The sequence below is a fragment of the Ligilactobacillus sp. ESL1201 genome, from assembly GCF_058503265.1.
This window is the reverse complement of record NZ_CP196362.1, coordinates 162,282-186,746: the sequence shown is the minus strand read 5'-3', so window position 1 is coordinate 186,746 and position 24,465 is coordinate 162,282. Positions and strand designations below refer to the sequence as shown.

Below are 24,465 nucleotides of genomic sequence, written 5' to 3'. Positions count from 1 at the left end.
TAACTAGTATAACAAAAAAGAGTTGGGGCAAAAAGAACCGTCATAATACTTAAATGAAATTCCAAAAATCAATTTTCATCAGTTGGTAATTTATGTGCTTTTTTATAAGCATCAATAAAATTTAAAGAAGGTAGTACCGTAGTATCAGAACCATCCAACGATGTAAGTACTGATAAAATCGCTCTTACATAAGGATATAACATGGCCGAACCATTTTGTGCCAATAACTTTCTAGCTTCCTCATCCGAATCAACACTTGAACTGATAGAAAATGTAGCGTAAACAGTTAAAGTACCTACGCATAACTTTTTATTATTAGCAAATTTTACCGTTTGTTCAACAATACCAGAACTTCTATCCTCTTTAACCCCAAATTTACCAGTAAAGTCTAAATTTTTCCTATTCTTACTATTAAATTCTTCTTCGTCCAAATGTTGATAATTAAATTGATTAATTCTGTATCCATCAAAATTAATTAACGCTTCATCAGTGTTGTCAGTCATATTTTCACCCCTATGCCGCGCCCTGAGATCGAACATCATCAACCGATATATCATCAAAAAAATGATAATTTTTTAAAATTGAATTATCATTTAGCTGATTTACTTCTTTTAATTCAAATTTTTCCTCTAATACTGGTTGAGATGGTGAAAAAAGAGCATCTGCCAGTTTATCAAATATATCCTGATTCACCAATTCATCAATAATTTTGTCTGTATCTTCCATATCAAAACCATCAGTTGCCATCGATCCAATCACTCCTCAATCAATACTTCTTTATAACTGTCATTTTCAATAATTGCTACATCTTTTACACAACACTCAATTCCGTTAGGTATTCCCCAAAAACTCCCTCCAGGATAAATACCAGTTTCCGTTGCCATTTTAACAATTTTAATATTACTAAAATTGTTTTTATTATTAATTAGTTGAACATAAAGCTCAATCAAAGCTCCTTGACGACTCTTTTGAAATCTACCATCACTATAGTATTTTTTAATCTTTTGTTGCACTTTACTATGCTCCAAAAATTTTCTAAAAATTTGTAAATCTCGAGTATTTGAGCTTAAATCAAGAATAGCTTCTTTTTTATATTTTAGCTTAAATGAAATAACTCTCGGCTCGCTAGAAAATTTTTGTGCAAATTGTTGTGCTAAACTTGCATCATCAATAAACGCATATATACCGTAGCCCAAAGTTCCTGGATTTTTCCCCACTTTCCCCGTAATTATATCATTTACATTGGGGTACCTCTTATTCGAAAATCCTGATTTAATAATTCTTTTGCTATTTTCTAAATTTGTGCCGTGATAAACTCTTTCTTCCACAAAAGAAAAATCCTGATTACTTTCCATATGATACTCCTATATAAGGCAATAAAATTCTACTCACATTCAATGTAAACTATTACATAAAAATTATAACAAAAAAATTTCATTCAAAAAAGCAAACTGACAACAATTAACTCCAATATTCAAAACGAGCCTAGGCCCCCAATCGTCCTAAGCTCGTTTCTATTGTTCACATCATTTTCCTAATTCTCAGTAACGCCGTTGGCAACTTCATTTCCTAACGTCCACGTCAACTCCGTCGCAAACGACTTTTTCATCGCACCAACGCCACCAGGAATATCAAGTTCTACACCACGTGCAGTATTCTTACCTAACTTACCGAAGTAAACCTGCCAAGTTCCGGAGCCACTCGAATCAACATTACCTAGAACAGTCCTATCTTCATCTGATGGCAGCACCTCAGATTCTAGTCTTGCGATATCAAAGGTTCCACCAGAAGAGTTAGCTCCTTCATTGTGCAACTTGATCCGCGCACCGTGCAGGTAACGCGTCCCAGCAACCTCTTTGAACTGCTCGTCTTGCTTCACTGATAGCGTCCAATTCTTGGCCTGCCCGCTATCATCAGAAAACTGTACGAAGTTCGGTGACTTAACGTCCTTGCCTTGCGCGTTAGTCCCCGTCAAATCCCCAGTAGCAGTCAGAGTGTTCCCTTTTTCCATTGGCACATAAAGCTTCTGCGACAACGCTCCTAATAGTGCATTTTTCTTAAAGTCAAACGGAGAAACATAATCGAACTGCATCCTGCCGTCCGCTTGTATCTTATGATCATCGCTATTATCATTACCGCCTAACAACGAATTCGCATCGCCAGGAATAAACGGCTGGTCCGCATTACCGTTTCCTTTTGAACTATCGGGGTTGATAATCAAACGCCGTTTTAGTTCCAAATCTCCAGCCGTTGTCGCCTTAGGAGACTCTTGACCACCACTATTAGTGATTTTTAGAGAACCCGTACCAACCGCAATATCGTCTGTCAGCAGCTGACTACCGTCCATTCCAGTTCCGTTATATAACGTGACCGAACTATCAAAATCGATTTCTTTGACCTGGGAGAAGTCGGCGAGTCCAAAGTTTTGCGGACAATATTTTTTCTCACTAGTTTGTCCCGTGACCGTATTGCCAACTTGGCGACCGTTAGCATCAAACAACTTCACTGTGTACACATCGTTATACTTAGCGAGTTTGCTATTAGCAATGATACTTCCGGCGCTATTTTTCTTACCGATCTTACCACGAATATACGTGTAACCTTGATCAGTAGTAGGCACATCGGAGTTGATGTAGCGCTCATGCACCTGATAAGTTCCAGGATAAACAGTGTCTTTTTGCCACTCAACCGTATCATCACTAGTGTACAAATTGAATTCACCATGATATCCTGGCCCGTAACTTAAGTCCAGGTCGAGGGTAATCGAATTAGAAACGTTGCCCTGCGTATCCCTAGCGTAGATCTCGTAACTATGTTTGCCACCGCGATCGACTAGGTCTTTGGTTAATGCCACGTTGGTCGCAACCGGTGTATTACCGCCATTAATGTGGTGGCGCCCACTACCAACTAAGTTAAAGTCCGTTAACTTATGGGCAGATCCACCATCCCTTTTGACGTACAAAGTGGCCTTCATGTTACGATTAGTTCTGTCAAATGCAGCATCTGCCACTTCGATTTGGGGCAAGAGGTAATTTTGCTCACGCTTCGAAGTATCTGCATGATTATACTTCTGATCGTCACTATCTGAAGAAGATACATTCCACTGTAACCCAAACGGCCGCACTGGGACCGACACAGAATTAGTATCTAGGTAGTCGTGGTAACCAGTTATTATCGCATGATTGACTCCACCATCGGGATCGCTAAAGAGAGTTAGATCGCTATTACTCAAATTTTTCTTGAAAGCACCCTGACCGTCGTCGCCGTCGTTGACCCGGTCAAAATAAGTACTGTGTCCCGGAATATCTTCGGGATAGAAGTAACTAGTAGTCGTGGTATCGACACCGTATCCATCGTCATCATGATACTTGCTTAAATCTGGTGCCCCAGGTAATTTATTCTGAGAAACGTCTATATAAAGCCTTCCCGGTTGGAACGGAACAAAGTCATACAGTAAACCACCACCGGTTCCGTCTTTTTTTACCTCCTGTTGAAACCCGTTATACATCAGCGGCGTCCCGTCATTAGTTACATTATTCATAATCAGCTTTCCCGCCAGCCGATTGACTAACGCATACATTACCGGAAAACCCTTGTTGGGTACCCCCACACCGATACTTCCGTACTTTTGATTTTCATTGGGATCGATGGCAGGAATCTTATTGACGCCTTCCTTAATAGGATCGGTGCTCCCTGGATTATCGCCAGAAACATCAACTATGGAACTGTGATCCGTTACTCCGCCATTTTCATCTTCATCATAAATCTGTCCCTTTAATTGTGGATTCAACGGCGTAACGTCTTCTTGGTTTTGGTCTAACTTCAAAGTGCCGGGATGATTGCCCTCGAAGGTCATGTGCTTAAACTCGATCGCGTTACGAGTAGAATTTTCATTACTGGAACCTAAAACATCAGCAGTTGGATTAGGCACCATCTTAATGATCTGCCCAACGATTTCCTGAATTCCTTCGTGTGCCGTATGCAGATTAGTATGGGTAGTGTAAATCGTCCCGTTAGTGGTAAAACCAATATCTACTAACTTAACTGTATCCGGATGCCCGTCAGAAGTTCCATCAGGTTTAGGGAATCTGCCGACAGCAACTGGCTTCGTTTTATCTTCTCGATCCACTCCCCAACCACCAGAAGAATCAGTAGTAGGCTTAGCACCAAAACCTTCGGCGTTGATCCCAATTCTAATACCACGCACACCACCTGCAGTACCAGAAACGATACTGCCCTGTGCGTACGGATCGTTCGAACCATCGGTAGGCGTATCTGGTGTATTGGCGGCAGCAATCTCATCATCTACATCTTGAGGTCCTGGACTACTATAATTTTGTGCTTGCGCCGGATCGTTACCAAAATCGGCGGGATTATTATACTGACTAATATCTGCATTCTTAGTCAAATTCAGCTCAACCAACTTACAGTTATCCAGAATAATATTGGGTAAACTACTAGTCGTAGCTGCCACATCATCCCCGTTAAACTTAGTAGCATACGTCCCCGCGATATGCAGCAAACTCTTAGCTGGGTTAGTACCGTCACCAGAAATCCGGAAGACCCCCTCCCGGTTATCTGCTGTTTTATCAATTTGCTCTCCGTTATCTGTATCTGCCATATCGTCCTTAGCGGTATTCATGTCTTTACCGACTTCAATCAGCCCTTTTGAACCTAAGTCCATTAAATTGCCACTATAGTCGCCTAAATCTTGAGCATGAACCTCAAAATTATTATCACCTAAATAAGCTTCAGCATCATCAATATCAACTAAAGGTTGATTTCCATCTATCCCTCCACCTTTACTTTCAATTTTAAAAGTTGACTTATGTGATGATTTACCATTACTATCTTTCTTTACATTCAAGGTAGCTCCACCAGCAGCATATAAGCCAACAGTTGGTCGTATCAGTCCCCAATCCTTACAGACATAATTTGTTGTATTAGCTGTATATTGATTAGTCCACCAGCCATTGTCCCTCATGTTTCCCTGCCATTCCGGCTGAATTGCAAACTTATCCCTTTGAAAACCTGTGCCATCGTCTCCACCCCTAGGAATAAAATCAAAATTAGCAGGTTCTCCCTTATGTGCACCAGTGGTATTATTTCCTTCATAATTCACCCACTCACTAGGTTTACCCGAAGCAGGGTTGGCACCATAGTCAAGCTTAATTTTATCATTTAATGTAACCGGATCTGTATCAGACAAAACCGTAACATGTGTATTACTGCCTACGTTAATTTCAGCATTTTTTACACCCATACAAATTCCATCTGACACATATCCCGGACTATGAGCCTGGTAAGCCTCAGACTGATCTCCATGTGCACGAATTAATGCGGTGGCATTATCTTCAAAATTAACATTACCAAATAATTTCAGACAGTCACCATCCCAATTTTCCAAACTGGTAGTCGATCCTACTCTAAAGTTACAATCACCAACTTCCATTAACTCTTGTCCATAAATTCCTGCACCTGTAAATCCCTGTGTCATATCAGTTTCACCAGTACCCCAAGTCCAATGCATATCAAATGGCTGTCCCGAACCATAATCTTTATTACTCAACGCAGTATCATCATAGATAATATAAGGAACACCGTGAATATTATTTTCACCATAAAAATTAACAACAGCATTATTATCAGGCTTGGTATAAATAAACTGTGGGCCCCAATAATCTACATCTTGATACGTAAGGGCTAACCCTGTATTTACACTAGAATCAGATATTCCAACAGGAGCCCCATACCAATTAGTACCCCATATTTTCAATCCAACCACTGTCCATTTATCACCTACATTATAATCATTAACAGTTAAAGCACCCATATTCAAAATATGCTTTTGCACTTTTCCACCGTCATCTTGATATCGACCATCAATCACTAAACTATTATCTCTATGAGTAATCATCATTTGATAGCGTGCAAAGGGACTTTCTCCTCCGGGATACCACATTGGTCCTGTATCACCATGACCATTTCCATATTTTCCAAGTCCTGTCATGACCTCATTAATATCTGTTGTTTTAATATCATTAGTCAAAACAATCTTTTTAACACTAGAAGACTGGCCTTCCTTCCCAATAGATCCGGTATTTCCCGAAGCTTTATCATTATCATTAGTTGATCCTAATGGCAATGTTATATTATTTTTATGATCACCAGGATTTGCAGTGTTCCAATTTTGTACCGCTTGATCTGACTGATAAATTGCATTAATAAAATGATCATAGCTTCCGACATAAGCAACATATCCATCAATACCTGTATCCCAAGTCATATCACCATCTTTATGTCCAGCAGAGCCAATATTAGCATCTACTTCGCCTATACCTGGAGCCTGCTCCACTCCATCTGCATTTAGGCTACCACCGCCCTTTAAAAGTCTTGATACAGAATTTTCTGTAGTAATCCGTGGATTTTCTTTAGCTTCAATTGGCGGTGGTGAATCCAACGGATTAGTGGGAGCCGTCCTAGGCCGAATTTCATTTTTCTTACTGGACGCACTGCTACTCAGCTTACTCGAACTTGTAACCAAGTCACTCCTCTTATTAGCGTCGGCTTGACTCGAAACGCTGCCCGCAACAAATAACAGGCACGCAGCACCGACCGTGGCAATCACACCTAATTTACGTCCTAACTTCGTTTTCATTACAAGTCACCTCGTCTGATCCTATTGCTGATTAACATATTTCTCCTCCAAAAATAATCACTGAGCAACTTCCCCAACAAATCCGTAGCAGCCAGCGTCCTTTAATCCCCAGTTAACTTGATAAGTGCAGATACGACAAAGTAGTTAAGGCGGTAACATGCGCCCTAACTCTGACTTTAATAAATAAAATTCTCTGCGATTGTAATTAATTGAGACATTTTTAGTCCATTAACACTGTTACAATAACATTAATAAATTTAATGTTCAACTATCCTAATATTAAATTAACATAATTAATGAATAAAAATAGATACTAAAGTTAACTTTATTTATTAACTAGGTAAACAAAATATAATAAAAAATAAACAGTCATAATTACTCCCAAACTGCTATCAGCAAAAATAGAATTAGAATTAAAATTACAGTCATCTCAAAAAGACCCGAGGCAAAATATTTTGCCCCGGGCTTTTGTTATCTTATCAATAGTGATTTTTACGAGCTACATACTCGTCTCACACTTCAGCTAAAACTCAACTGATTGCATTTATTGCTCCTCGTTTTCCAGTAGCTGATGAGAATGAACACCCTGATTACTAGCTACCTTTTTGAAACGACGCTCAAGCTCTTTTTGATTGCTTCTGCTATAAAAAGGATCTGCTACCCTAAATGGCAGCCCTCCTTCGGCAATACTTTTTTTAATAAAAATATTAATTGCAGTGGACAAATTAAGGCCTAGACTATCAAATAATTCTGCAGCTCGTTTCTTATCTGCAGCGCTAGTTTTAACAGAAATTGAAACTTTCTTTTTTTCAGTATCTATCATTATTTTCACCTCATATACATGGTAATATTTTAGTAAATGCCAAATATATCACGAAGCGCATTAAGTGCTTGTAATTTCGCAGCGTCATCTAAGTGTGCCACTATTTTGCCATTATGTGCAGCATAATCATACCCTAAGAGATTACTAAAAATAGCATAACCGTGAATCTTATCATTCGTAATTTTCAGACTGGCAGGAAAATGCCGTGGCACTTTGGATGTAATCGGAAAGCCAACGACCATTCCCGTTTTTTGGTTATATAAATCTGAACTAATTACTAACATCGGCCGTCTAATATTCTTCGGGCTATGCCCACCGTATTCATGACCAGCATGCGGTTCGGCATCGATCCAAATCAAATCTCCCTGTTGTGGGGCCTGCTTATTATTAATCCCACACATCTTCTTTCCCTAACAAATTCCCGTTATCTGCCAAATTCATTTCCGCTAACGCCGCTTTAAAATCATAATCCGCAGCAAACATATTATGGTGTACGGGGACAAACGAAATTACCCCATTATCACTTAAAATCGGTTGATACTCCGCATTTTCTTTAATTTTAAATTTAGCAGGAACTGTGATCATTAGTGAATTTCCCTGCTTTCTAACCTTAACTGTCATCAGCAGCACTCCCTTTTACTGTAATTATAATTGTAATTACTTAATAAAGCAAAAAAGGGACTGGGACAACTCCGTTTTGTCCCAGTCCCTTTTTTATTTTTCGTAAGCAATAGCCTTAATCGCGTTCGTCAAGCCAGCAGTCTAGGTTTTACTTTGAGACTAGGCTAGTGCTCGAAGCGCTTTTTGTCCCAACTCTCTTAATTCACTGACGACTTAAGGCGTATTCGACAACGTCCACGTCATCTCGGCTTCAAACTTATGATGAGTAGCGCCAACTCCACCGGGAACATTGAGTTCAACGGCTTTATTAGTACTATTGCCTAACTTACCGAAGTAAACCTGCCACGTACCAGAGCCATCGGAAGTAAGCTCTCCTAATGCAGCGGCCTCGCCTATATTTAAATCATGTTCTGTCCCACTATCGACATTAAACTGACTACCAGGACCATCGCCTGACGAGTTAGCATCTTCATTATGCAGCTGCAACTGGGCACCGCTCAGTTCGCGAACGCCAGCGACTTCTTTAAATTGACTGTTTTGCGTCACTTCTAGCTTCCACGTCTTAGCTATTCCGCTATCATCGGAGAACTGCACGAAGTTCGGTGCTTTTACCTGATGTTGACTAGTTTTTCCTCCCAGATAACCATTCGTAGACGATAGTGTATGGTCATCGCCTAAGATCGTTTGCCCCGACTGCATCGGAGCGTACATCTTCTGGGACAACATGCTTAGAGTAGGTTTTTCGAAATCAAACGGTGAAGCGTAATCGAAATGCATCGCACCGTCTAAGTTAATTTTATGATCGGTATTATTGCCGCTAGCGTTACCTAATAGCGAGTTAGCGTCGCTCGGGATAAACGGCATTCCAGCATTATGGTTAGTTGCGGAAGTATCCGGGTTGGTAATCAAGCGCCGGTGTAACGTACGATCAGTACCGCTACCATTAAATTCTTGATTCCCACTATCCGTGATTTTCAAATCACCATGACCAATCGTGATATCATCGGCGTTTAACTTAGTAGCAGTATCCGGACCCGGGTACAAATCAACGTAACCTACAACATCGACATACTTAACGCCTGAGAAATTAGCGTGACCATCGGCATTAAGATTGCCACTTAGGCCAAAGTTACCCGGCGTGTAAGTACCCCCCCCGTCGGCTGTATTCACTGGTCGTCCCAGCGGATTGTGGTTAGCATCGAATAACTCGATTTTGTAACTCGTATTCCACGTTGGGTCAATCTCCTGATATTTGGCCAGATCTTCATTTTCGCTGATCGTACCGGCACTCTTCTTGCCGATCTTACCACGAGCATAGGTGAAGCTCTCATCGGTGTTATTGCCGGTTGCCCCGTCGGTGAATTCCTCTACTATCTGATACTTCCCGGGATAAACCGAATCACTCTTCCAATCGTTACCCGGTGTTGTTCCATCCTTTAATGGCATCAAATGAATATCACTAGTATAACCGCCAGTATACTTAATATCTAATTTTAGGTAAATCGAGTTCGAAACATTACCGAAGTAATCTTTAGCATATATCTCGTAGTTATGCGTACCACCCTGATTAACCAATTCATCAGTTAACGCCACGTCGTTTGCCACGGAGTTAGCATTACCGGGCATATTGATGTGCCGCAGATTCCCCGTATTACCGGTACTGAAGGTAGTTAATTTCTTCGGAGTACCTCCGTCTTTTTTAACGTACAACGTTGCCTGCGTATGAGCCCTATCGGCGTCAGGATCAGCATAAGCGCCATCGGCAAAGTCGATCGTCGGGAGCGTAAATGGGATTTCCCTGTTCGAAGTGCCGTCACGATCATACTTATCTGTTTCGTTACCACTAGGACGCCATTGCATCCCAAACGGACGTACGTTAACGGAAACGGGTTGGGTATCTAAGAAATCATGATAACCCGTTACGTTGACCTTATTGGCGCCACCACTCGTATCGGCGAAAAGATACAATTCATTTTTAAGATCCCTGTTAAAGGAACCAGCAGGAGCGCTCGCATCATCGTTAACACGGTCATAGTAAGTTTTATGTCCCGGAATATTTTCGGGATAGAAATAACTAGTCGTGGTGGTATCAACTCCAACCCTGTTTCCCGCACTATCGGTACCGTGATACTTGCTCAAATTAGGCGCTCCCGGTAAGTCAGCAGGCGTCAACGAATCAATGAAAACATTACCTGGTTTAAAGGGAACGAAATCATAAATCAAACCGCCCCCAGTAGGGTCAGTATCATGATGAAAACCGTTATACATCAGCGGAGTCCCCCTACCACCTAAGACAGAATCTACTGTATTGTTAATTAACATTGCATTATTAAGTCTGTGGACCAACGCATACATGGTCGGAAAACCACCCTTGACACCATTGACCGGCACCTTGTTTTCCGTGCTATCCACCGCGGGAATAGTATTAATAGCCTTTTTAATTTTTTTGTCCTTAGTAGGATCTCCGGTATCAGCCGACAGGTCAACTACTGAACTGTGATCCGTGACACCCTGGGAATTACTATCTACAAGCTTACCCTTTAACATCGGATTCAGTGGGGTAATGTCACGAACCGTGTCATCGCTAGAATCATTATCTAATTTTACTGACCCAGACTGATTCCCTTCAAAAGTCAGGTGCTTGAATTCGATCGCGTTACGTGTAGAGTCCTCTGAACCCGTCCCACCAGTACCGTCGGTTGGATTCGGCACCATCTTAACGATCTGACCAACGATCTCTTGAATTCCTTCGTGCGAAGTATGCAGGTTAGTATGCGTCGTGTAAATCGTCCCGTACTGAGTAAAACCAATATCCACTAACTTAACCGCATCCGAGTGTCCGTCACCGTTGAAACGACCAACCGCAATCTTTTTCTTAGTATCTTCAGTACCAGCACCATTTTTCCCCCACTTACTTTCACCAGAAGGCTTAGCACCGAATCCTTCGGCGTTGATCCCGATTTTGATTCCCCGCACACCGCCAGCAGTACCAGAAACGATATGCCCTTGAGCATAAGGATTACCTCTCCCATTCCCATCAGGCGTGTTAGCAGCAGTAATCTCATCATCTATTCCCTGAGGCCCTGAGACACTATAATTTTGCGCTTCTGCCGGGTCGTTACCAAAATCAGCCGGATTATTATACTGACTAATAGCGGCCTTCTTAGTTAAGTTCAGCTCAACTAACTTAGAATTATTCAAAATAATGTTCGGTAAAGTCGTTGTTGTAGCTGCCTTATCATCAGTCTGGAAATTGGTAGTGTAGTTACCAGAAATATGCAGTAAAGACTTAGCCGGGTTAGTACCGTCACCGGAAATGCGGAAGACACCCTCCCGGTTATCTTTTTTCTTATTGATACCACTTGCCATATCATCTTTAGCAGCGTTCATTTCCTTACCCACTTCAATTATACCGTTACCACCCATATCCATCAGGTTACCGGCATAATCTCCTAAGTCCTGAGCGTGAACCTCAAAATTATTATCACCTAAGTAAGCACTAGCCACCTCACCAGAACTACTACCAAAACTGACTAATGAATTATTATTGTTGATCGGTCCGCCCTTGCTTTCAAACTTAGCAAACGAATTATGGGAAGGCTTACCGTTGATACCCGTTCTGAATTGGAACGTGGAGCCATTAACGGCATATAGCGCCATGCTTGGGCGCACCAACGTCCAGTCATGATAAGATATCCGGTTAATGCCATACCACTTATTACTATTACTACCAAGCGAATAAAAATTATTACCATTCTTACTAGCGTGAATATTACTGCTAGTGATCTTATTGTCATCATTGGTCCATTCGGGCTGAATCGCAAATTTATTGGTTTCCAGAGTACCGCTACTATCCCGGGGGATAAAATCAAAATTAGCTGCCTGCCCCTGCTTAGGACCTTCGGTGTTGTTAACTTCAAAATCAGCCCACTGACCCGGTTGTCCCGATACTGGGTTAGCGGTTAGTGTCGTATCAATATGATCATTTAAGGTAACCGGATCAGTATCATCCAAAATAGTCAGATGGGTATTACTGCCCATGGTCAGCTGGGGTTTAGCACTAGCTGTACCTTCATTATTTAAATCTATGCCAATCGCCGTCCGGTCATCATTGTTATGCGGATGCCAAATTTCAGACTGATCACCGTGTGGTCGTAATACCGTGGTAGAATTGTCTGCAAAATTGGCATTACCAAACAAATTCAAACAGTCGCCACAAAAGTTCTCCATCTTGTTAACCGAACCAGAGTTGAAGTTAACGTCGCCAACTTCCATCAATTCTTGCCCGTAACCAAGTGTATTCCCCCAGCCTTGAGTGGCATCGGTCTGACCGGTTCCCCACGTCCAGTGCATATCAAACGGCTGGCCCGCGTAAGGATAGCTGCTATGGCCATGTTGAGGATTAGGATATTTACCATCCACGTGATCGGGATAGATAACATACGGCACCCCATGAATATTATTTTCGCCATAGAAATTAGCAGTCGCATGGTTGTCAGGCTTAGTATAAAGTATCTGTGAACCAAAATAATTAATGTCTTGGTAGTCCACTCGCAAATTAGTGGCTGTACCAGCGTCAGATATTCCTACTGGAGCGCCATACCAGTTAGTGCTCCATAACTCTACTCCGACCACAGTCCAATGGTCGGTTTGATAGTCGTTGATGGTCAGGGCACCCATGTTTAAAACGTGTCTTTTTTCTTCACTGCTGCCCGGTTGGGTATAGCGCCCGTCAATTGTTAATTCGTTATTCTGATGAGTGACTAGCATCACGTCTCTAATAAAAGCTTTCTCATTATCATACTCCCACAAGGGGCTTACATCCCCGTGACCGTTACCATCAGCCTGAGTCATCACCAAATCATCAGCAGTTTGCTTAATATCAGCAGTCAGGACGATCCGATTTATTTTTGAATGCTGACCGGTTTTACCAATATTTGGAGTATTCTCGTCTTTTTTTTCAGGAGCACTATACTTAGTACCGTCATAAACAGGATTTTTGTCAGTAGGATATTGCTTACCTAAGTCTAACGTTACGTTGTTTTTTTTGTCATGGGGATACTTACTATTCCAATCAGCAACAGCTTCATCGCACTGATATACGGCGTTAATGAAATGATCATAGGTGCCAACATAAGCAGTATAGCCCCCCTGATTATTAGCAACCACATCCCCATCCTTATGTCCGGGGGTGCCAACACTAGTATCCATTTCTCCCGCATTAGGAGCATAGGTAACTCCACCTGCACCACGCATCATATCCCCATTAAAAGTACTCAGACTTTGTTGAGCCGACGTCGTATCAACATCGGGGTTTCCCTTAGCCGCAATCGGCGGTGGCGAATCCAGCGGGTTAGCCGGAGCCGTTCTTTGCCGCACCGCATTTTTCTGATTAACTACACTGCTGCTTGACTGACTCGAACTAGCCGCCTTATTAGCATCGGCTTGGCTCGAAACACTGCCCGCGGCAAACAGCAAGCACGCGGCACAGACCGTCGTAATTACTCCTAACTTGCGTCCTAATTTATTTTTCATTACAGGTCACCTCGACTAATTTCATTGCTGATAAACATATTTCTCCTCCTAAAATAAAACCGATCAACATTTAACCGCCCCTGTACTGTCATCTCTTTAAACATTAGTTAATTTCATAAAAAAACTGCCATCACTGACAGGTATTTTTTCGCTATTATCAAATAAGATTTGATTCTGGTGAAAATAGGTACACTCATGCCAGCATATTACACTGTTAAGATAGCATTAATGTCGCTAATCTTCAACACTACCAAATGATATTTTTCTCATTATTTAAATATTTTTTACAACAATAAAAAATTATTTAATCACGTAAACAATAAAATTAGCCATAGTTAACAAAAGCAATGATAGTTATTTATGGATTTGATTTAAGGTATAGAAACATCTAGTTAATTTTAAATATGTACTTTTCTAATTGATTTTTATCAAATAGCAAAATCATCGTTGATTAATTTGAATTAATTAGTTTTGTGTTTTAAAATGGCCACGAAACATTGTTACTCAACTCACAATAATCTAGGGGGAATCAACTTTGAACAAGAAACATCGAGGTTTTACAACGGCAGCGACACTGTTAGGTGTAGTCTGTGGCATGGCACTGGCACAACAAACCGTGCACGCCGATGAAACTAGCGGACAACCTAGCACCAACGTGAAGGTCACGGCGACGCAAGCTGAGCAGACACAAGCGACGAATGATAACACTAACTCGCTGAGAACAGCTGAGCAAGATAATACGGCTGATGTGGGAAACGAGCAGGTTGCAGAAACAAATGACGGAAACGACGGTAATACAAATAACGCCGCAGCAAATCAACCTGCAGACGTGACGGGAGACACTGCAAATGCACAGAATAATGATAGTACGACTACAACAAATACTGCCTCAGGTGAGCAGACACCACCTACATATACTCCGGCGCCAACACCCACTCCCACACCGCAGCCGCAGGATAACGAAGTGATTGCCAGCGGCACGTGGGGAACAAGCAAATGGGAATTCATTCATGAAGGTGACGACTATGATCTGCATTTTCACGCGGGAACATTGGGAGTTGGCGGAGCTGAAAGTGCACTTTATGATACGGATACGCCAGCACCAACTAAAATTACAATCGATAAAGGCGTTATTGCCAATGAAGATTCAAGTGGGTTATTTTCTTTAGGCAATCTAAAAAGTATTCAAGGTTTAGATAATCTTGATACCTCTAATGTTACAAATATGTATGGTATGTTTGCCGGTTCTAACAACTTAACTAACCTTGATTTACACAATTTTAACACTTCTAAAGTAACTAATATGATGTACATGTTCGCTTCATCTCAAAATTTAAAAGAATTGGATTTAAGTAGCTTTGATTTCTCTAATATTAATACTGGCAGCAATGTCGGAGGAATGTCACTGATGTTTGCGGAATGTTTTTCTTTGACCACCGTAAATTTAAGTAGCTTTGACACCACTCATATTAATTATATAGATACTGATATGTTCCATTATACCGGAAATATCCGTAAGATTATTCTAGGATCTCATACCCTATTTAATTCAATTCCATCCGGCTATGTGGATGGCTTCTTTTATATACCATCTACCGGCACTAAAATTCCTGGTACCGATCGAATGGTAGCCTCAGAACATTGGGTTGCAATGGACGGTGTCAATAAGGGTAAAAAGTATACTCCTGAAGAATTAATGGCTATGACTAGTCGTCCCGAAACTACCACCTACGAGTGGGACAGCACGCCGATCGTCACCAACACGGTTCAGCGTAAATCCGTGACCCGTTCCATCAACGTTTATCTGCCGGACGGCCAGGTCAAAACCGAATTACAGACCGCCACGATCCAACGTGATGTTACCAATAATGACAATGGCACCGTGACTTACGGCGAATGGTCACCAGCCAACTGGGATGCTTATGACGTTCCGGAATTTGCCGGCTATCAAGCTAGCCAAAGTTCCGTCCCTGCTCAAGCAATCACGGCGGACACGCAGGATCAAACAGTTGACATTTTCTATACGCCCGTTGAACAAATGGTCACGATCCAATACATGGATGGCGATCAGGTTGTCGGCACGCAACAAGTGAACGGCTACGTCGGCGACGTTTTACACCTTAATTACCACGCACCTGCCGGCTACGAAGCCATCGATCAGCCCGATCCGACGGTGACCATTGACGGCTCCGGTAACCAAGTTGTACAAGTCGCAGTCGGTCATCAAGTCCGTACCAGTTTTGAGACTAAGTCGATCACCCGGACGATCAACTTTCATTATCCGAGCGGCAAGATCAAGAGCCAAGACCAAGTCGCACTCCTGCAACGCACGGTTTATTGGGACTTAGCCACCGGTGCTAAGGTTTTCGGCACGTGGCACACCGATACTTGGGACGCAGTCATGGTACCGCAGCTAAGCGGGTACACCGCCAGCCAAGACATGGTCGCAGAACAAACTGTCACTATTAACGACGACGATCAGGTTGTCGATGTCTTTTACCAACAAAATTAACCCTAGCAATATCAGATATAACTTTATACACAAAACCCTGAAGCTCGAATTCTAAGCTTCAGGGGTTTTTATTACCGTCATTTCTTAAGATAAAACTTCAACTTCTTCTATTTAGTTCGTTATGATCTACCACTTCAACAAATATGATCGTGGTATTCTGGAGGCAAAACACCATCATAAGCTAAGATCATAATAGATTCCCTGATCTCAGTAATAATTTCACCATACTCATCATTCGTATATTTATCTTTTAGCAGCTGCGGACTTTTCCAAAACTTGGTTGAAAATGAAATTTTATACTTCATGCATTAACCTAGTTTTTCATCCAGTGCTTGTCGTAACTTGTTTTCATCCGTATAAATTGTCGCATCATCAGGTAAAATTCCCAAAAATTTAAGTTCCTCTTCCTGTAAATCCACTTTAAGCTATCGATTAGTTTCATTTAAAATAGCTCTCGTCAGCAGCGCGGAAAAATTTAATTTCTGTTTCTTAGCTTTTTCATCTGCCCACTGTGGAATGAACAAAGTCTTTTTTACTAGAAGATCATTTTTTAAATACTTGGCTACATCAGTCTTTACCAAGGTCACAAACGCTCCATCCGTACATTTCACTTTATTCAACGGAGTCGGAGCTGAAAACTGATCGTTATTTTCAATGTAATCAGCCAAAACTACCCCCAATACTTCTTCAGCCATCTCAATTCCGTAGGCAACATCATCGTTATTAATACCAGTATAAGCCCTTGAATATCCAGTATAAGCCCTTGAATATCTGGAAAATCAATTAAATAGCCGCCATTTCCTTCTGGAGTAAAAACTGCGGGGTATGCTAGTAATATTTTTTGTTGCGTTGCCATTAACTATTCCTCCTTTAAATAAAAAAGGCCAATTCCCGCTATATCTTGATTTTTATCCAAAAAACAAGCGTCAATTTATCATCAACACTTGTTCGTATAGAAGCATTTTTCATTATTTATATCAACTTATTTTTTCCTAGACGAGCCCAAAAATAATCCTACTAAACTAACAATAGGACCACCAGCAAAAATACTACCAGCCAGATAATGATTTTTATATATTAACCAAAATCCCCCTATGATAGCAATGATCCCAATAATAAACGCCATCCAATCCCGCCGTTTATTCTGAGCAATGGCACCATCTAAATTTTTATGATTAAATTTTCGTCTGCTATTAGACTCTTCCAAACCGCTATCAATTATTTTTTCAGCCGATCCTGGGACCACTTTGTCATACTCCTTTAACTCACTAGAGCTAGGAAGTGGGCCACTAAATATTTCCGTTCTTTTAATTTCCATTAAAATTTTTTCCTTTTCGGTTTCGGAAACATTTAGGTTAGTCAATTGTTTGTTGATTTCTGCTAAATCATCATCAGAATTTTTATCCATCAATAAAATCCCGCGCGGAAGCCTGAATATCCTTGCCAATTAACCGAAAATCATTGTTAATATTACGGTAATCTGTGGAATAATCTTGGTAATCAACGTAACTATTAAAATCTGCAACCGATGTAATTTTACCGTGTAAAATATTATTCCAACTGTAAACAATGTTGATCAATGGTCGAATTAAAGCCGTAAAAATAATATTCATATAGCACCTCCATCCCTTCCAATTTATTTTATCAATAAAAATCATTATTAACAATCTTTTGTATCCGAATTCATATTCAAAAACAAGCGTCAATTTATCATCAACACTTGTTCGTATAGAATTTTAAAATCAGGAAAAAACTTTCTTTACTTTTGCTGATAAACATCGTTACGTTTGGCGGCTTTAATGATTAAAACGACGAATTCGTTATCAATAATATCGACGATTAGGCGAAAGGCCCCAACGCGATAACGCCACAAAGTTTTCTTGTCTCCTACCAATGCTTTACCCCATTTACGGGGATTTTGTGTTCCTTCGATGTGTTCATCTAACCATTTAACTAGCCTTTTTTGAACAGTTTTGTCAAGCTTTTTAAATCTTTTAAATGCCTTATCATCGAACTTCCAAGTATACACTAGTCAAAGACCTCTCGTAAAACGTCCTCCCTAGAAATGCGCTTGTTGTGTTCCCGCAATACCTGGATGCCTTCATGGTAGTCTTTAGCATCTGCAACTCGTTCCAGAATTGTTTTACTCATAAAATCAGAAACACTGAGCCCTTCGAGGGCCGCCAAAGACTGAACTTCTTGATACTGTTCTTCTGGTATATGAATTGTGGTAGTTGTCACACTATCGTCCCCTTTTAATTGTTATCAATACTGCAACATCAACGGAAATGGGCTACTAAATATTTCCGTCTGTCTATTTTTATCAACACTTGTTATTACCACAACTGAATCATTTTACAGTAGTCGCTGAGTCCCGTACTCTTCTTTAGGTTCCTCATCTTGCGGCTTAGTATCTAAGTCCAGCTGCTCTTCTTTGGTTTCTTTTTTACCCTTTTTCTTACTCGAATCTGCCTTTTGGTCTTTATCTTGCTTAGCATCCTTGTCTTCTTTTTGCGGCTCTTCCGTACGCGGTGGCATGCCGGCCTCTTCGCGCACCTGATTTTCGATCTTCAACGACAAGTCCGGGTGTTCATCCAGGTATTTTTCGGCGTTGCTGACACCTTGCCCCAGCCTTTCACCCTGGTAAGAATACCACGAGCCACTCTTTTTGATCACATCGTCAAAAATCGCGTCCTTCTCGGTCGTCATCGCGATCAAATCGGCATTTTTACGAATTCCATGGCCAAAACTCATCACCGTGTGCGCGAATTTAAATGGCGGCGCCACCTTATTTTTAGTGACCTTGATATTGACTTCACTGCCGATGATCTCCGAGCCATCCTTGACTTTTCCTTTACGCCGCACGTCTAAACGCACCGACGCGTAAAATTTCAAGGCACGCCCGCCCGGCGTCGTTTCGGGACTGCCGAACATCACGCCGACTTTTTCACGCAGCTGATTAATAAAGATCAGTAGCGTGTTATTTTTATGCGCAGCTCCGGCCAATTTACGCAGCGCCTGCGACATCAACCGTGCCTGCAAGCCAACGGTACTATCGCCGATCTCGCCGTCAATTTCTTTTTGCGGAACCAAAGCGGCCACCGAGTCGATCACGATCACTTCGACCGCACTACTATTGACCAGCGTGTCCACGATCTGTAACCCTTGTTCACCGGTGTCAGGCTGCGATAAAAATAATTCGTTAGTATCCACGCCTAAAGCCTGAGCGTAAACGGGATCCATCGCGTTTTCGGCATCGATATAAGCGGCGGTGCCCCCGCGTTTTTGCACCTGAGCGACCACTTGCATCGCGATCGTTGACTTACCGGAACTTTCAGGGCCATAGATCTCAACGATCCGGCCACGTGGTAGTCCACCGATACCTAAAGCGACGTCGAGTGAGATGATCCCGGTAGAATAGGAATCGATGTCAAGGTTGGGCTTGTCACCCATTTTCATGATCGCACCGGAACCGAAATCTTTATTAATTTTTTTCAAGGCTTTTTCTAAGGACTCTTCGCGACTTAGATTTTCATTTTTTTTGGTTACTTTTTTAGCCATTTTAAATCCCCCTACATGAGCCATTATTTACTATTATTAGCAGTCTATAACATTATACACTATCAAAAGACAAGCTGTGAAACAAGAAAGCTGCGGAAAGCGGCGCTTAACAGTCGAGGACTAGCCTAGGTCAGCAATAAGTCGGTTTGAGACTTGTTGTTGACCGTAGCTAGACACAGACTGTTGCCGCTTGGAGCGCAATTAAACAAGCTGCCCAGCCGCAATTATGAACCCTTCTTTAATACATACGAAAAACACCAGCCCTTTTATCGCCGGACTGGTGTTTTAAAACGAATTTACTAAATTAAACTCGGCGCGCCAACTCACCAAAGGCACTCAACGCCGCCGTAGCACCCGTGCCACTGGCGATCATGATCTGCTTATACGGGCTAGCGGTACAATCGCCAGCTGCATAAACGTGAGGCAGATTGGTTTTTTGCATTTCATCTGTTACTATTTCTTGGCGCTTGTTCAACTCAACACTGTCTTTTAGCCACTGCGTGTTAGGCAACAGACCGATCTGGACAAACACACCGTCCAAATCGAGTTGATGTTCTTCCTGAGTCTTTCTGTCTAAGTACTTGAGTCCCGTCACGTGTTCCGTGCCTAAGATCTCTTGAGTCTGGGCGTTGGTAAACAACTCAACGTTATTCAAACTGCGGGCCTTTTCTTGTAAGACCGCGTCGGCATTGATCGTATCGCCAAATTCTAAAACAGTTACGTGACTAGCGATCCCTGCGAGGTCGATCGCAGCTTCGATCCCGGAGTTGCCCCCGCCAACGACTGCTACTCGTTTGCCTTGATACAGCGGGCCGTCGCAGTGTGGACAATAAGCAACACCCTTATTTTGCAACTGATCTTCACCCGGAGCACCGATCTTACGCCAGTGAGCGCCGGTCGCAATGATTGCCGTTTTAGCACGCAACGTGCCGCCCGCTTCCAAAGTAACAGTCACTTCAGCGGCAGAACTGATTTGACTGGCAACTTGACTTTCAATCACCTGTACCCGATATTTAGTCAGTTGAGCCTGCGCATTTTGCATGAACTGTTCGCCTTGGATCTGATCAGTTCCCAAAATATTCTCGACTCCGGCAGTTTCTAGCGGCTGGCCGCCAAAATGGTCGCACACGACCGCCGTTGCCAAACCTTTACGTGCGGCGTACAACGCAGCGGAACTCGCAGCCGGGCCACCGCCGATCACTAAAACGTCGAACAGTTTATTTTGGATATCATCACTGACTTGTTGTGCCTTTTGGTCGGTAGCTTTAGCGAGTAATTCCGCTAAGGTTGCCCGGCCCGTGTGCCATTCTTTCCCGTTCAAAAAGACCGTCGGTACGGCCAACACGTTTTTCGCGGTGGCTTCATCTTGGTACATCCCGCCTTCGACCATCGTGTGGCTGACGTGCGGATTTAGCACACTCATGATGTTGAGCGCCTGTACGACGTCGGGGCAGTTATGACAACTCAAACTGGCAAACGTCTCGAAGTGGAGGTCTTGGTCGATACTTTCAATCTGCACTTTTTGTTCCGTCGTGATCTTAGGTGCGTGACCCGAAACCTGCAAGATCGCTAAGACAAAGGAAGCAAATTCGTGTCCTAACGGTACCCCTGCAAACTGGATCCCACTTGCGGGTTGGTTGAGCGCGTCGATCGCAAAACTCGGCGTCCGGTCCAACTGACCTTTTTGTAACGATAACTTAGCCGATAACGCGGTGACTTCCGTTAAAAAGTCCGTCACTTGTTGACCGTGGTCGTCATTGGTCGCACACAAAGTGAAAACGACCGGCTCGTCTAGGAGTTTGAAATACGCTTTTAATTGTTGTTTTAATTCTGCTGTCAGTGCTGCCATTAGATCTTACCTACCAAATCTAAACCCGGAGTTAACGTTTCTTCTCCTTCTTTCCATTTAGCAGGACAAACTTCGCCCGGGTGCGCAGCCACATACTGACCCGCTTTGATCCGGTCGATATATTCGCTAGCGTTGCGGCCGATCCCATCGGCATTGATTTCTAAGGATTGCACTACGCCTTCTTTGTCCAAGATGAAAGTTCCACGTTGAGCCAAGCCGGCTTCTTCGTCAAAAACATCAAACATCCGGGCTAACTGGTGCGACGGGTCGCCGATCATCGGGTATTCGATCGTCCCTACGGCGTCTGAATCATCGTGCCAAGCCTTGTGTACGTAATGAGTATCTTCTGAAACGGAGTAGACCTCCACGCCCAATTTCTTTAAAGCGGCGTACTGGTCTTGTAAGTCCTGCAATTCCGTCGGACACACAAATGAAAAGTCAGCTGGGTAAAACATTACTACGCTCCAGTGACCTAATAAATCAGCCTGAGTAACTGTGATAAATTTTCCTTGATGATATGCTTGAGCAGAGAAATCCTCGATCTTTTTTCCAACTAATGACATCTAACATCATCCTTTCACTTTAATTTAATTATACATTAGAATTTTTATAAAATAAACCCAAAAACAGCTAAATAATAGTTACACAGAAGTTAGTTTAAATTAATTATCGTTCACGAAAGCCGACGTCATCTGCGTTTTTAGCAAAATAGGTTGTGTGAAACATTTTTTTAGTAAGTCGACTTCGCCGTGCCGCAGATCATCAAGCATACATTACCTCCGGCTATTTATTAATTTATTTGACTTTTTCCGGTTAAACGAGTAAAATTTCGGTGTTTGTGTGTTGCTAGTTGCAAGAAAAACGAACATTAATAGTCAATGAGTAATCAGAATGTGAGGAATTAATATGCCAGTATTTGATTATGAAGATATTCAGCTTGTTCCTAATAAATGTATTGTCAAGAGTCGTTCCGAAATAGACACCAGAGTTGAGTTTGGGCCAATGACCTTTAAGATCCCGGTCGTGCCCGCTAACATGCAAACGATCATCGACGAAAAACTAGCAATTTGGTTGGCGCAAAACGGTTACTTCTATATTATGCACCGTTTCGAACCGCAAAATCGCCTCCCATTTGTCAAAAAAATGCATTCGATGGGACTATTTTCTTCGATTTCCGTCGGAGTTAAAAAAGAAGAATACGAACTGATCGACCAGTTAGCTTTACTGGACTTTTACCCAGAATATATCACGATCGACATCGCGCACGGTCATGCCGATACGGTTATTAGCATGATCCGTTATATCAAGAAAAACCTCCCCGGAACTTTCGTAATTGCCGGAAACGTCGGCACCCCCGAAGGTGTCAGGGAACTCGAAAACGCCGGTGCGGATGCCACTAAAGTTGGGATCGGACCGGGAAAAGCCTGCATCACCAAACTAAAGACCGGCTTCGGGACCGGCGGCTGGCAGTTAGCCGCCGTTCGCGGATGTGCTAAGGCTGCTAGCAAGCCAATCATCGCAGACGGGGGGATCAGAAACAACGGTGACATCGCTAAGTCGGTCCGTTTCGGAGCTTCGATGGTCATGATCGGTTCGTTATTTGCCGGACACGATGAAACGCCAGGAGAGATCATCACCAAGGATGGCGAGAAGTACAAGACTTACTTCGGCTCGGCTTCGCAATACCAAAAGGGCGAATACAAAAACGTTGAAGGTAAAAAACTGTTGGTGCCATATCGCGGCAGTATTCAAAGTACTTTAAAAGAAATGCACGAAGACTTGCAGTCGGCGATATCGTATGCGGGTGGCAAACGACTGAACGCTTTACGCAAGGTTGATTATGTAGTAGTTAAAAATTCGATCTATAACGGAGATATGATGTAACAAGCTGCGAGGCAAGCCGGTTAGCAGTCGTGGACTAAGGACACGGCGGAATAAAGCCTGCACTTGGATTTGTTTTGCCGGGTGCTTAGGACCCTAGACTGCTGGCTTGCTGAGCGCAATTAAAACAAGCTGCGAAGCAAAGCGCATAACAGTTGCGAGCTAGCCTAGGCCAACGAAAAAGTCTGAACTTGACTTTTCGTTGGACGTAGCTAGATCAAAACTGTTGCTTTGCGGAGCGCAATTAGACAAGCTGCGGAAACTGGCGCTTAGTCGCCGAGGATTAACCTAGCTGGAAAATAAAGCCTGGACTTGGCTTTGCTTTTTAGCGTAGTTAAACGTAAGCGGCTGCCAGCTGGAGCGCAATTAAAACAAGCTGCGCAACCAAGCGATTAGCAGGTGAGCACTAACCTAGCTGGGAAGTAAAGCCGAACTTGGGCTTTGCTTAGCAGCGTAATTAAGACAAGCTATTTAGACCACAATAGGGTTTGAGACAAAATTTTTATTTTGTCTCAAACCCTATTTGCGCTCCATATAATGGAATGCCCAAGTGCATTACAAAAAGCAACAATATTTCAACTTCTTTTAGGATATTATTCATCCGTTTAATAAATGTTTTTTCTAAATTTACCTGATATTTCACTCATGCCACCTTTTGCGCAGGCTTTCAGTATCAGTCACCCTTTCGCTAGTATCTTCGATCAAACCATACTCCTCTGCTTTAGCTATAATTAAAGCTTTTTCAACTTGCTCTGGTAATTTTTGAAAATCATCTAGTGAATCTTTACGGTTAATGGGATAACTAAACCCCTTATCGTGATTAAACTTAGTAATCATCACTTTAATTGCGGCTGACGGACTAAGCCCAATAGCTCTAGCATTTTGTTCAAATTCTTTTTTTTCTTGATCTTCCAACCTAATTCCAATTTGTGTTGTAGCCATTATTATCGCCTTCATTATATTAGCATTTATTAACTATCTGCTGTCATTTTACAGTTAAATAATAGTAAATAGCAGGCTATAAT

Annotated in this window: 21 protein-coding genes; 2 read left to right on the top strand and 19 right to left on the bottom strand. The window is 42.2% G+C overall.

Annotation, left to right across the window (positions count from 1 at the left end):
* Positions 1–68: 68 nt before the first annotated feature.
* The 8 genes from ACSYSK_RS00965 to ACSYSK_RS00930 form a co-directional block, all read right to left on the bottom strand.
* Complete coding sequence (locus tag ACSYSK_RS00965) at positions 69–503, bottom strand: hypothetical protein (protein WP_491715102.1); 435 nt, start codon at positions 501–503, stop codon at positions 69–71.
* A gap of 10 nt (positions 504–513) precedes the next feature.
* Positions 514–747, bottom strand: a complete 234-nt coding sequence (locus ACSYSK_RS00960; protein ID WP_491715101.1) for a hypothetical protein — start codon at positions 745–747, stop codon at positions 514–516.
* Between the two features lie 8 nt (positions 748–755).
* Entirely contained in the window at positions 756–1,355 is a 600-nt protein-coding gene (locus ACSYSK_RS00955; RefSeq protein ID WP_491715100.1) for a hypothetical protein, read from the bottom strand.
* A gap of 179 nt (positions 1,356–1,534) precedes the next feature.
* A complete protein-coding gene (locus tag ACSYSK_RS00950; RefSeq protein WP_491715099.1) occupies positions 1,535–6,658 on the bottom strand; it encodes a WxL domain-containing protein in 5,124 nt (1,707 codons plus the stop codon).
* Between the two features lie 544 nt (positions 6,659–7,202).
* Positions 7,203–7,481 carry a type II toxin-antitoxin system RelB/DinJ family antitoxin gene (locus ACSYSK_RS00945; RefSeq protein WP_491715098.1) on the bottom strand — a complete coding sequence of 93 codons (279 nt, stop codon included), beginning with the start codon at positions 7,479–7,481 and terminating at the stop codon, positions 7,203–7,205.
* A gap of 29 nt (positions 7,482–7,510) precedes the next feature.
* Complete coding sequence (locus ACSYSK_RS00940; protein ID WP_491715097.1) at positions 7,511–7,882, bottom strand: type II toxin-antitoxin system PemK/MazF family toxin; 372 nt, start codon at positions 7,880–7,882, stop codon at positions 7,511–7,513.
* Positions 7,869–8,102, bottom strand: coding sequence for a type II toxin-antitoxin system PemI/MazE family antitoxin (gene mazE / locus ACSYSK_RS00935; protein WP_491715096.1), 234 nt, complete (start codon positions 8,100–8,102; stop codon positions 7,869–7,871). Before mazE ends, ACSYSK_RS00940 begins: the two co-directional genes overlap by 14 nt.
* 213 nt (positions 8,103–8,315) lie before the next feature.
* The gene (locus tag ACSYSK_RS00930) at positions 8,316–13,637 is read right to left on the bottom strand and encodes a WxL domain-containing protein (RefSeq protein ID WP_491715095.1); all 5,322 of its coding nucleotides are present in this window, start codon (positions 13,635–13,637) and stop codon (positions 8,316–8,318) included.
* Between the two features lie 535 nt (positions 13,638–14,172).
* On the opposite strand from ACSYSK_RS00930, the gene ACSYSK_RS00925 reads away from it, so the two are divergent.
* Complete coding sequence (locus ACSYSK_RS00925) at positions 14,173–16,149, top strand: mucin-binding protein (protein ID WP_491715094.1); 1,977 nt, start codon at positions 14,173–14,175, stop codon at positions 16,147–16,149.
* A gap of 425 nt (positions 16,150–16,574) precedes the next feature.
* On the opposite strand, the gene ACSYSK_RS00920 is transcribed toward ACSYSK_RS00925, so the two are convergent.
* The 9 genes from ACSYSK_RS00920 to ahpC form a co-directional block, all read right to left on the bottom strand.
* Positions 16,575–16,844 carry a hypothetical protein gene (locus tag ACSYSK_RS00920; RefSeq protein ID WP_491715093.1) on the bottom strand — a complete coding sequence of 90 codons (270 nt, stop codon included), beginning with the start codon at positions 16,842–16,844 and terminating at the stop codon, positions 16,575–16,577.
* Positions 16,820–17,005, bottom strand: a complete 186-nt coding sequence (locus ACSYSK_RS00915; protein ID WP_491715092.1) for a type II toxin-antitoxin system HicB family antitoxin — start codon at positions 17,003–17,005, stop codon at positions 16,820–16,822. Before ACSYSK_RS00915 ends, ACSYSK_RS00920 begins: the two co-directional genes overlap by 25 nt.
* 126 nt (positions 17,006–17,131) lie before the next feature.
* Entirely contained in the window at positions 17,132–17,557 is a 426-nt protein-coding gene (locus ACSYSK_RS00910) for a DUF2335 domain-containing protein (RefSeq protein WP_491715091.1), read from the bottom strand.
* The gene (locus ACSYSK_RS00905) at positions 17,550–17,762 is read right to left on the bottom strand and encodes a hypothetical protein (RefSeq protein ID WP_491715090.1); all 213 of its coding nucleotides are present in this window, start codon (positions 17,760–17,762) and stop codon (positions 17,550–17,552) included. The genes ACSYSK_RS00910 and ACSYSK_RS00905 overlap by 8 nt, the downstream gene beginning before the upstream one ends.
* A gap of 146 nt (positions 17,763–17,908) precedes the next feature.
* Positions 17,909–18,178 (bottom strand): type II toxin-antitoxin system RelE family toxin, encoded by a 270-nt coding sequence (locus ACSYSK_RS00900; RefSeq protein ID WP_491715089.1) that lies wholly within the window; start codon positions 18,176–18,178, stop codon positions 17,909–17,911.
* On the bottom strand, positions 18,178–18,390 hold the full coding sequence (locus ACSYSK_RS00895; protein WP_491715088.1) for a DUF6290 family protein: 213 nt from the start codon (positions 18,388–18,390) through the stop codon (positions 18,178–18,180). The genes ACSYSK_RS00900 and ACSYSK_RS00895 overlap by 1 nt, the downstream gene beginning before the upstream one ends.
* A gap of 114 nt (positions 18,391–18,504) precedes the next feature.
* Complete coding sequence (gene recA / locus ACSYSK_RS00890) at positions 18,505–19,710, bottom strand: recombinase RecA (RefSeq protein ID WP_491715087.1); 1,206 nt, start codon at positions 19,708–19,710, stop codon at positions 18,505–18,507.
* A gap of 304 nt (positions 19,711–20,014) precedes the next feature.
* A complete protein-coding gene (ahpF, locus tag ACSYSK_RS00885) occupies positions 20,015–21,559 on the bottom strand; it encodes an alkyl hydroperoxide reductase subunit F (RefSeq protein ID WP_491715086.1) in 1,545 nt (514 codons plus the stop codon).
* Positions 21,559–22,122 (bottom strand): alkyl hydroperoxide reductase subunit C, encoded by a 564-nt coding sequence (ahpC, locus tag ACSYSK_RS00880; protein ID WP_491715085.1) that lies wholly within the window; start codon positions 22,120–22,122, stop codon positions 21,559–21,561. Before ahpC ends, ahpF begins: the two co-directional genes overlap by 1 nt.
* Positions 22,123–22,465: 343 nt before the next feature.
* Between ahpC and ACSYSK_RS00875 the strand changes: the two genes are divergently transcribed.
* Complete coding sequence (locus ACSYSK_RS00875) at positions 22,466–23,443, top strand: GMP reductase (protein ID WP_491715084.1); 978 nt, start codon at positions 22,466–22,468, stop codon at positions 23,441–23,443.
* A 499-nt stretch (positions 23,444–23,942) separates the two neighbouring features.
* On the opposite strand, the gene ACSYSK_RS00870 is transcribed toward ACSYSK_RS00875, so the two are convergent.
* Both ACSYSK_RS00870 and ACSYSK_RS00865 read right to left on the bottom strand, forming a co-directional pair.
* On the bottom strand, positions 23,943–24,083 hold the full coding sequence (locus ACSYSK_RS00870) for a hypothetical protein (RefSeq protein WP_491715083.1): 141 nt from the start codon (positions 24,081–24,083) through the stop codon (positions 23,943–23,945).
* Complete coding sequence (locus ACSYSK_RS00865) at positions 24,080–24,382, bottom strand: hypothetical protein (protein WP_491715082.1); 303 nt, start codon at positions 24,380–24,382, stop codon at positions 24,080–24,082. Before ACSYSK_RS00865 ends, ACSYSK_RS00870 begins: the two co-directional genes overlap by 4 nt.
* Positions 24,383–24,465: the final 83 nt, after the last annotated feature.